The organism is Faecalicatena contorta, from assembly GCF_003149105.1.
Lineage (GTDB): Bacteria > Bacillota > Clostridia > Lachnospirales > Lachnospiraceae > Muricomes > Muricomes contortus_C.
Genome location: NZ_QGDS01000013.1, coordinates 105,481 through 114,988, shown reverse-complemented (window position 1 = coordinate 114,988; position 9,508 = coordinate 105,481). Strand labels below are relative to the sequence as shown.

Genomic DNA, 9,508 nt, shown 5'->3' with positions numbered 1-9,508 from the left:
GTCCGCCGCTCAGTCACTACACTCTTTTCTCCGAAGAAATCCAAGTAAAGTGCTTCGCTCGACTTGCATGTGTTAAGCACGCCGCCAGCGTTCATCCTGAGCCAGGATCAAACTCTCGTTAAAAGTGTTTGTTTCCAGTCAAGAATCGCTACTAGCTAATTCTATCCCTCTTATTGAACATTAGTAGTTCAATAAGCATGTTTTACTGTTCTTACCACCGGAATCTCTTCCAGTGATGGGTGCATCATTTCTGATGCTGTTCTTAAAAATTTTCTCTATAAGAAATTTTCAAGGGTTTGTTGTCTATTGTTTAATTATCAAGGTTCTTTGTCGTTTTCGCTGTCGTTTCTTGTCGTCAGCGGCAACTTTTATAGGATATCATGTCCGCTTCTTATTGTCAAGAACTTTTTTATTTTTATTTCGCCTTTCTTTTGCTCCCTGAGGAGATGTTTTTGCTTATCTCTCAAGCGACAGCTTTGATATAATATCACGTATTCTTATTATTTGTCAAGGATATTTTCTGTTTTTTTCCAATTAAGTGCAAAACCCCCATATTTCCCAGTTTTACATGCACTTTATACCAAATACTCTTCCGAAAAATGACTGCTTTCCTCTAATTTCTTTTTCCCTCAATGGTCTGTGCTATGATGCTTTTCATCAAATCTTCAGTCAACTGTCCGCTGACATAACCAAACACCTTACCCTCTTTTGTAATCATAAAGGTGGTTGGATAGGAATATATACTATATTGTTCAAACAGACTTCCGCCCTCATCCATTAAAACTGGGTAGGTGTATCCGTTTTCTTCCATAAACTTTTTAATTCCTTCTTCATCCTGCTCACTGCCATACCCCGGTGCAGCAACCCCCAGAATAACAACTTCCGGATTTTCTTCACTTTGATAAGCCTCGTGCAGCTTTTGAATGTCAGGCATTTCTGCACGACAAGGCGGGCACCATGTTGCCCAAAAGTTCATGAAAATTGTTTTCCCTCTATAATCAGAAAGTTTATGCACATTTCCAAATTGATCTTTCAATTCAAAATCAATTGCATCCGTTAGCGCGGTATTATCTTCCTGTTTAGTCTCTCCGTTTTGTCCAGACTGTCCTTCTTCCTCATTCTCTTGTTCTTCTGCCTGCGCGTCCTCTTTCGGAGATGTCTGCTCCTTAGGCTTCTCTTCCTCTGGTTTATTTTGTTCCTGCGATGTCTGTACCTCTGATAAATATCCTGTGATGGCATTCATTTTTCCAGTAAACATCATGACCCCCATCAATATCATCAGTACACCTCCGGCCTTCACTGTATATTTTACCACATTGCTATGCTTCTTAAATAAATCCAGCAATGTGGTACTGAATACTCCGACAGCTAAAAACGGCAATATAAATCCTAATGTATAAACACCAATCAAAACAAACCCAAGTACTTTTGTATTTGCTGAAGCTGCCATCAAAAGAACACTTGACAATGCCGGTCCTACGCATGGAGTCCATGCAAAACTAAAAGTAAACCCCATAATCAATGCTGTCCAAGGTGACATAGCCATGCGGTCCAGCTTAAATGGGAGTCTGTGCTCACTGCTCAGTACTCTTGACTTTCCAAAGAACCCTAATTGATACAAACCAAACACAATAATCAGGATTCCTCCGATTCTGGCAAATAATGTCTGGCTCCCCTTAAAAGCTGCACCCAAAGCAGACACACCAAGTCCCAGAGCAAAAAATGTAAAGCTAATGCCTACAACAAAAAACAAGGTGTTTATCATAACCTTTCTTCTGCTATAATAGACCTTCCCATCCTCTCCTATGTTCTTAGTACCTCCTGACAAATATCCTATATAAAGTGGTATCAGCGGCAAAACACAGGGAGAAAAAAAACTTATCAGCCCCTGAAGAAATACTGTAAGAACTGGTACACTAACATCTAATGAAAAACCCATATTATTCTCTCCCTTCCAAAATAAATGAATGTTCTATTTCCGCTCATAATAAACTTTGCCTTCACAAAGTATCTCAGGCTTTCCATTCCTTACCTCAACCTCTGTTACCGCACAATTTACCGGCACTCCATTTTCCCAAAATTCCGCAATCTCTTTCTTCCCTTTTATCAAATTCAACATTGCAGTGAGTGTTGCTCCGTGACTAGTAATCAATATTGCTTTATCCTGTAACTTGGGATTTTCGTACAATTTCTGCAAAAATCCCCGGATTCTATCCATCAACTGCAAAATAGACTCTCCGCCCTCCGGCACCTTATAATTTTCTGTGTCTGTAAAAAGCTTATTGAATTCGTCACTTTCCGGCTCCCTGTTTTCTCCGCGGCAACGCAATCCCTCTGCGGCTCCAAATCCCATTTCCTGTATCCTGGCTTCCTCATATATAGGAACATCTCTGCCTGCCAATATGATTTCTGCAGTTTCCTTTGCCCGGCTCAAAGGACTTGTGTAAGCCAGCTCAAAGGGGATATCCTTTAATCCTTTTGCTGTTTCTTCTGCCAAATATCTGCCATATTCATTCAGAGGGATATCAGAATGCCCCTGTACCCTTCCTTCTTTATTCCATACTGTCTCGCCATGACGGACAAGATATAACTTCATAATCTGCCTCCTGCTATGAATCTTAGACTTGGTTCTTTCAAGCCTTAGTGACATGGATGTTTCCCTGCTTATGTAACTTATATCTATCCAGTATAGTCGACTCTTTCTTATTCGTCAACTTTTCCGGCTTGTCTTCTTCTATTACTGCCGTTATAATAAATAAAACAAATATTTTTTAAGAAAAGAGGACAATATTATGGAGAAAATCACTAGTTTTACAATAGACCATATCAAGCTCATACCTGGACTTTACGTTTCCAGGAAAGATTTTGTAAATGGACATCCTGTCACCACTTTTGATATAAGAATGACGAATCCCAATGAGGAGCCTGTTATTAATACTGCAGAAATTCATACTTTAGAACATCTGGGAGCTACTTTCCTGAGAAACCATGAAGAGTTTAAAGATAAGGTACTCTATTTTGGACCTATGGGATGCCGTACAGGATTTTATCTTCTCCTCTCCGGCAGTTATGAGTCCAGTGATATTGTACCGCTTATGAAGGAAATGTTTCATTTTATGGCATCTTTTGAAGGGGAAATTCCAGGTGCTTCTGCGAAAGATTGTGGAAATTGTCTGGATATGAATCTGCCAATGGCAAAATACACCGCGAAAAGATATTTGGATGATGTGCTTCTTAATATTCAAGATCATCAGCTATATTATCCTGAATAATCCCGGAAAAACTTCTGGAATATAACAATCCTCCGGGAAGAAAAACCGCTTCCCGGAGGACAAATATTATGCTTCTTAAACAACTAATGTTCAATGGTGTATACTAAGTGTAAATTTATGCAGTTCCTGCAGGTTTCTTCTGTGATGAAACTGCTTTCTTTTTTTTATCTGACTTTTGTTTTTTCAATACCTTGCTTCGGATATAAGCATAAGTTCTCTCTTCTCCCTCTTCAGCAAGCATTGTAAGAAGGCTTTCCAAAAGCGCTTCTGTCTCTTTATGCATCACATAGTAGCCTTTCCCATGCAAAAAATATTGCAGGGGATCTGAGTCCTTGTAATCTGTCCCTCTATATATTTTACTGGCTGCTATTCTATCCAGAAACATTTCTACCACATACCGGGTGGGCATTTTCATGCCAACCATGTCTTTGCCTCCATTTAAACCATAATCTATCCAATATTCATAATGGTGCTTATTACGCCCTTTATGATGAAGCCATGCGTAGGAGCATCCCTTGTCTTCTCTTTCTGCGTTATTCGGACTCCGGTCGCCCTGATAATACTTACAGCCCACCTTAAATTCAGTCCAGCTATATTTAGACAGGTCATGAAGTAGCCCCTGTTTATACATTCCTACACGGAAACATTCCTTCATGACCAACATTTTATGCCTGGTTATTGTACAAAAATGTTGTACTGCTTTCATATTGTTTTACCGTCCTTCCTATATTTCTGACTTTTGTGAGGTTATTTACCAACCAAAAATACGATGCTCCTTTCCTTTACGGTCATCCTCTTCTGATTTTCCAAAAGCTTGGGTTTATCATATTCACCGGCTGATGTCTCCATAACCTGATACCAATTTTTCCCTCCGGACGGCGTGGGAAGTGCAAAAGAATGCTTTATCCAATGCATATTGTAAGCAATGAAACAGTCTGTGTCTCCCAGTTCCTTTCCACAGTACAATACGCCAAGCTGCCTGCTCGGAATTTCTGTGGGAATCTGCCAGGCATTTTCTCCGTGATAAGACACATCCGGCATCCCACAAGCTATCCGGTCCAGCCCCAGCAGCAGTCCTTCTCTGTGAAGCACAGGATGGGACTTGCGCAATGCAATCAATGCTTTTACGTGCTGGAACATAGCATCGTTATTCTTTAATTTATTCCAGTTTAACCAGGATAGTTCATTGTCCTGACAGTATACGTTGTTATTTCCCTTCTGGGTATTCTCAAACTCATCCCCTGCCAAAAGGCATGGTACCCCTTGTGCCGTCAATAAAAGAAAGAAGGCATTTTTGATTTGTTTTTTTCTTAATTCTATTACAGTCTGCTTTCTGCTGGGCCCTTCTGCCCCACAGTTCCAGCTGTAATTATATTCCGGACCATCCTCATTATTTTCTCCGTTCGCCTCATTGTGTTTGGAATCATAAGATACAAGATCGTATAAGGTAAATCCGGTGTGGGTGGTAATATAGTTACAGCACCCATCCTCCTTCGTGTTACGGCGCAGTGCCCGTGCGGCTTCGTCCACCATGCCTTCATCCCCTTTCAAAAACCGGCGCATAACGTTTTGAAACCAGTCTTCCTTCTTCCAGATTTTAACACCCCGAAGAATTGGGTCCTTTGTCAGCCCCTCCCACGGGACAACATAAGGATTAATTATAAATCCGTCAATATGATATTCCAGCATATAATATCTAAGACACTCTACCGCTGTCTGAGGAAGTATCCCTTCCGCAAAAGGCATTTCCAGCACGACCTCAATGCCTGCCTTATGGCAGGACTTTACCATCTCTTTCAATTCCCTTCGCACATAATCTGAAGCCCCATATGATGCCTTAGGAGCAAAGTAATAGCCTCTCCCATATCCCCAGTAGTTCTGGCGCACACCTGTAAACTCTTCAAATTCATAAATTGGCATACACTGGATCTGATTAATCCCCAAATCTTTCAGATATGGCAATTTCTCCACTATTCCGGCAAATGTGCCTTTGTGTTTTACCTTTGATGAGCTGTGCATAGAAAATCCCCGTACATGCAGACTGTAGGCAATTACTTCATGGCATGGTATCTGGAGCAGCCTGTCCCCCTCCCAGTCAAAATCCTCTTCGAAGAATCTGCCTCTTACCTTATGGGAATCCAGATTTTCTTTTTGCCCAAACACTTTATGCCCTGTTATTTCCTTTACATATGGGTCAATCCACACTTTCTGGTCTACTCTGTAATTATACTCATACTGTGCGGCATCTACTCCTTCTATAGCAAGAAAACGTACTTCTCCCACTGCTTCATGCTCCGGCATAGGATACTCACATTCAATCTCCTCTTTGCCGGCCCGGTACAACAGAAGCTCACATCTTTTACCCTTCGGTACAGAAACTGCAAAATTCACCCTGTCATCTTTTATTGTTACGCCCAGCGGCTGCGGGCTTCCTTGCACTTTCTTCATAACTTCCTGTCCTCTCTTCTCTGTTACTGCCAGCCGTCGGTTCCGTACATTTCTACATTATTTTTATTGATAAAAAACGTATCCACATAAGTTTCTTTCTCGTAATCATTTCCTTCTAATATAGCAATTCCTGTCTCAACCGCCTTTTTTCCGATATTAATTGGAGACTGAGCCCCTGTTCCTGCCATGCAGGTACCCGGCTTTAATAATTCACTTTTTACTCCCGGAGAGCCGTCCACGCCATAAACAAGAATACCACCCCTGCCTGCATCCTTCATTGCCTGTAAAACGCCCAGAGCTGCCTGGTCATTCCCGCACATTACAGCATCAATCTGAGAATATTGTTCCAAAATATTCTCCATCTCACTTTGTGCCTTATCTTTCTGTGCTCCCACATCAGCTCTTGCCAGCACTTCAAACCCTGCATCAATAATGGCTTCTTCAAAGCCCGTAATCCTTTCATTAATGGAGTTCAGAGACGGGCACTCCAAAATCACAATTTTCCCCCCGTCCGGGCGCTGTTCAATCAAATCTTCCCCACACAAATATCCTGCCTTTTTATTATCAGAGCCAATATAAGCATTTACCAGCTCTGTGTCCTTTACCTGAGTATCTATGTTAATCACAGGAATATCTGCCTTCCTGAGCGCCTCCAAAGCTGGAGTTATCTTCTCCCAGTCCACCGGGCAGAGGAAAACAGCATCCACTTCCTGTTCAATCATTTCCTGAATCTGCTCAATCTGAAGATTCACATCGGAGCCAGGATTCTTTGTAATTAACTGAAAGTCATTTTCATCCAACGTAGTCTTTATTGACATCTGCAGAGTTTCAAAATACGGGTTATCCATATCAATACAACTATAACCAAAGGTATACGTATCCTGCTGTTCCGCCTCTTCTGTTCCATCTGCTTCCTCTTTTTCTACTGCATTATCTTCAGGCGTACCCACATTCTTCTTGCACCCTACAAGAAGCATACATGCCGCCAAAACCATGACAAATACACTAAGTATCCACTTTTTCATCAAACATCCTCCTGTTATGTAAAGTCAAGGCGGATACTTAAATCCGCTTTGCTGCTTTCCCATAAGGTTAAAAACCTATCTCTTTTATTCTATCGTGTTTCATAACAATGTCAAGAGTCACAAGCTTATGTTTTTTCTTGCTTTTTATCATCCTTTTTGTTAGAGTTGAGATATCAATAATAAAAAGGAGAATATTTATGAGCGAAAACGAAGCACTCACTGTAACATTAACACTAGATAACGATGAGGAATTGGAATGTGCCGTTCTTACTATTTTTGAAACTGAAGGACAAGAGTATATCGCTCTGCTTCCTCTGGATGAAGAAGGCAACAATGAGGACGGACAAGTTTTCCTTTACCGTTACTCTGAGACAGAGGAGGAGGAACCCCAGTTAGAGAATATTGAGGATGACGACGAGTATGAACGTGTTGCCGACAAATTCGATGAATGGCTGGATTCTCAAGAATTCGAAGATTTGGATCTGGATGAAGAACCAGAGGATAACTAAACCTGTTTTTAAGCAAACTTTGATATCACTAGAGCAAAAATGTCCCCTATTTCAAAACGGGGACATTTTTTATAAGGTTATAACAGTTTTTTTGCTAATTCAAGTTGCTCCGGACTGACATAAATGCAATAAAAATTCTGGCGCTCTTTCGGCATACCGAGACTGGGTCTTCCGAAAACCAGAAACTTGCCAGCCAAATCCAAGATGGAATCATTTCCCTTGATTTTCTCACGGAAGGAGATATTCTGTGCTTTCAAACGCTCCTTAAGGATGCAGTGCTCTTCAAAACACTCCGTTTTTGATAACAATTCAGTTTCCATTGGTATTCCTCCTTTTGAAAAATGAACTTGTATGTGAATTATATTATGATAGTAGCATATAAAAACGGATAATCCAAGGATTATCGCTTAGGTCCAGAGCCATATCCTAAAATAATTCATCCACAAAACGGGAGGGGTCTGCATCCTTTCCGTTCTTTTTCTTTACATATACAATTTTAAGCAGCTCTTTCGCTCTCGTCATAGCCACGTAAAACAGCCGGCGCTCCTCCTCTTCCTTCTGCTCCTTGAGAGACTTCTTGTAAGGGATTTGCCCCTCATTTGCCTCTATAATATATACTGTATCAAATTCCAGCCCTTTTGCAGAGTGCATGGTCATCAGCCGCACTCCGTTCTGGGTCAGCTCTTTATTACTCTCCCGGATTTTCAGAGCATTCGTGTACTCTTCTACATGGACAAACCAATCTTCCAGCGAGGAAAAGGGGCGTGCCGCTTCCTCCAGCTCCGCAAGAACCTCGAACAAATCACTGGCCTGTATTCTTCGGGAAGCTGCATATTCTCTCAGGAAATCATCATATCCTATTTTCTTGCGTAAGTATTGTATGGCAGCATAAGGAGCCATCTTTCCAAGCATCTTCAAATCCCATTCAAACTGATCCACCCGGTCCAGCATCCAGTCCTTATCACAGTAGAACTTTCTCAAATCTTCAAAAGCAACCTCTCTGCCTGAAAGACTATCCCGCCCGATATATCGCTTGGGCCGGTTCATAATCTGCAAAAACTCCTGACGCTCCCGGCCTCCTGCTGCCATCTTAAAGTAGGATTTGATATCCTTGGCGATAAAATGATTATATATATTAGGCATGTGCTCTTTCATCTGAAAAGGAATCTGCTGCTCCCAGAGCCTCTCCACCAAATGTCTTGCATCCGTATGAATCCGGAACAACACAGCAATTTCTTCCGGCTCTATCCCTGCCTGTATACGCTTCTGTATTTCCTCCAGCACATACTGGCTCTCCTCCGCCGGATCCCTCACTTCCTGTACATGGAGACTCAGGCCCTTGGGTTTCTCTGCGTGGATCTCTTTCTCAAAACGTATCTCATTATTTCCGATTACCTTTAAAGCATTTTCCACAATATTAGAGGTAGAGCGGTAATTAATATCCAAAAGAAGCTGCCTCATCTCAGGATAATCTTCCTTGAACTGGAACATCAGCTTTGCATCTGCTCCCCGAAAACCATAGATGGATTGATCATCATCCCCTACCGCAAACAGATTATGCTGCGGTTTAGCCAGCATTCTAATTACGTCATACTGGACTTTATTGATATCCTGGAACTCATCTATCAGAATATACTGAAATTTCTTCTGCCACATTTCCAAAATATCCGGTCTTGTTAAAAATAACTCATGACAGAGCACCAGCATATCATCAAAATCAATTTTTCTGGCTCCTTTCCGCTGAGCCTCATACTCCCGGTAAATATTCTGGAAATCATTTGAACTGCATTTTGCCGAATGGTAAGACTCTACATCCAGCCTGTTATTTTTAACAACTCCAATTTCTGCCGCAATATCTGAAAGGAAGTCTTCCTCATCAAAAATTTCAATGTCCTGACGGCTAACAGCCTGTCTGATAATCTGGTACTTTTCCTCCTCAGATAAAATATTCTGGGGCCCAAGATGGTATGCCCACTTTAGAATACCGTAATATATGCCGTGAAAAGTACCTACCGTAACAGACAGACTTTTGTTCCCCATCAAACGGTGAAAACGGCTTTTCATTTCAGACGCCGCATATTTGGTAAAAGTAATGACCAGAATTTCTTCTGGCCTTACCTTTAACCTCTCTATCAAATATTTCATTCTATTTACAATGACTGTGGTCTTCCCGGAACCGGGACCTGCAAGGACGAGACAGGGGCCTTCCCCATGAGTAATTGCATCTTTCTGAGCTTTACTAAAACTCATATTT

The 9,508-nt window shown here is 41.4% G+C and carries 9 protein-coding genes and 1 rRNA gene; 2 read left to right on the top strand and 8 right to left on the bottom strand.

Annotation, left to right across the window (positions count from 1 at the left end):
* The 3 genes from A8805_RS17350 to A8805_RS17340 all read right to left on the bottom strand — a co-directional run.
* A 16S ribosomal RNA gene (locus A8805_RS17350) occupies positions 1–123 on the bottom strand; the annotation flags it as partial.
* Positions 124–613: 490 nt separating this feature from the next.
* A complete protein-coding gene (locus A8805_RS17345; RefSeq protein ID WP_109713487.1) occupies positions 614–1,939 on the bottom strand; it encodes a cytochrome c biogenesis protein/redoxin in 1,326 nt (441 codons plus the stop codon).
* A gap of 33 nt (positions 1,940–1,972) precedes the next feature.
* Complete coding sequence (locus A8805_RS17340) at positions 1,973–2,596, bottom strand: histidine phosphatase family protein (protein ID WP_109713485.1); 624 nt, start codon at positions 2,594–2,596, stop codon at positions 1,973–1,975.
* A 196-nt stretch (positions 2,597–2,792) separates the two neighbouring features.
* Here A8805_RS17340 and A8805_RS17335 point away from each other — a divergent pair, with 196 nt between their 5' ends.
* Positions 2,793–3,272, top strand: a complete 480-nt coding sequence (locus A8805_RS17335; protein WP_109713483.1) for an S-ribosylhomocysteine lyase — start codon at positions 2,793–2,795, stop codon at positions 3,270–3,272.
* A 115-nt stretch (positions 3,273–3,387) separates the two neighbouring features.
* Here the strand turns inward: A8805_RS17335 and A8805_RS17330 are convergent, their stop codons facing one another.
* Genes A8805_RS17330 through A8805_RS17320 form a run of 3 tightly spaced genes read right to left on the bottom strand, consistent with a single transcriptional unit; the run spans position 3,388 to position 6,745 of the window.
* Entirely contained in the window at positions 3,388–3,978 is a 591-nt protein-coding gene (locus A8805_RS17330; RefSeq protein WP_109713481.1) for a DUF5662 family protein, read from the bottom strand.
* Between the two features lie 41 nt (positions 3,979–4,019).
* Positions 4,020–5,720 carry an alpha-amylase family glycosyl hydrolase gene (locus tag A8805_RS17325; RefSeq protein WP_109713479.1) on the bottom strand — a complete coding sequence of 567 codons (1,701 nt, stop codon included), beginning with the start codon at positions 5,718–5,720 and terminating at the stop codon, positions 4,020–4,022.
* Between the two features lie 23 nt (positions 5,721–5,743).
* Entirely contained in the window at positions 5,744–6,745 is a 1,002-nt protein-coding gene (locus tag A8805_RS17320) for a sugar ABC transporter substrate-binding protein (RefSeq protein WP_109713477.1), read from the bottom strand.
* A gap of 197 nt (positions 6,746–6,942) precedes the next feature.
* Here A8805_RS17320 and A8805_RS17315 point away from each other — a divergent pair, with 197 nt between their 5' ends.
* Positions 6,943–7,254, top strand: coding sequence for a DUF1292 domain-containing protein (locus A8805_RS17315; RefSeq protein ID WP_109713475.1), 312 nt, complete (start codon positions 6,943–6,945; stop codon positions 7,252–7,254).
* A 77-nt stretch (positions 7,255–7,331) separates the two neighbouring features.
* Here the strand turns inward: A8805_RS17315 and A8805_RS17310 are convergent, their stop codons facing one another.
* Together A8805_RS17310 and A8805_RS17305 are read right to left on the bottom strand one after the other, a co-directional pair.
* Entirely contained in the window at positions 7,332–7,574 is a 243-nt protein-coding gene (locus A8805_RS17310) for a hypothetical protein (protein ID WP_109713473.1), read from the bottom strand.
* Between the two features lie 106 nt (positions 7,575–7,680).
* Positions 7,681–9,504: an ATP-dependent helicase gene (locus tag A8805_RS17305; RefSeq protein ID WP_109713471.1), complete on the bottom strand. Its 1,824-nt coding sequence runs from the start codon at positions 9,502–9,504 to the stop codon at positions 7,681–7,683.
* Positions 9,505–9,508 lie beyond the last annotated feature (4 nt).

Coding starts and splice junctions, on each gene's coding strand:
- A8805_RS17320 (WP_109713477.1), bottom strand. CDS start 6,745: ATGAAAAAGTGGATACTTAGTGTATTTGTCATGGTTTTGGCGGCATGT.
- A8805_RS17305 (WP_109713471.1), bottom strand. CDS start 9,504: ATGAGTTTTAGTAAAGCTCAGAAAGATGCAATTACTCATGGGGAAGGC.
- A8805_RS17325 (WP_109713479.1), bottom strand. CDS start 5,720: ATGAAGAAAGTGCAAGGAAGCCCGCAGCCGCTGGGCGTAACAATAAAA.
- A8805_RS17330 (WP_109713481.1), bottom strand. CDS start 3,978: ATGAAAGCAGTACAACATTTTTGTACAATAACCAGGCATAAAATGTTG.
- A8805_RS17315 (WP_109713475.1), top strand. CDS start 6,943: ATGAGCGAAAACGAAGCACTCACTGTAACATTAACACTAGATAACGAT.
- A8805_RS17345 (WP_109713487.1), bottom strand. CDS start 1,939: ATGGGTTTTTCATTAGATGTTAGTGTACCAGTTCTTACAGTATTTCTT.
- A8805_RS17340 (WP_109713485.1), bottom strand. CDS start 2,596: ATGAAGTTATATCTTGTCCGTCATGGCGAGACAGTATGGAATAAAGAA.
- A8805_RS17310 (WP_109713473.1), bottom strand. CDS start 7,574: ATGGAAACTGAATTGTTATCAAAAACGGAGTGTTTTGAAGAGCACTGC.
- A8805_RS17335 (WP_109713483.1), top strand. CDS start 2,793: ATGGAGAAAATCACTAGTTTTACAATAGACCATATCAAGCTCATACCT.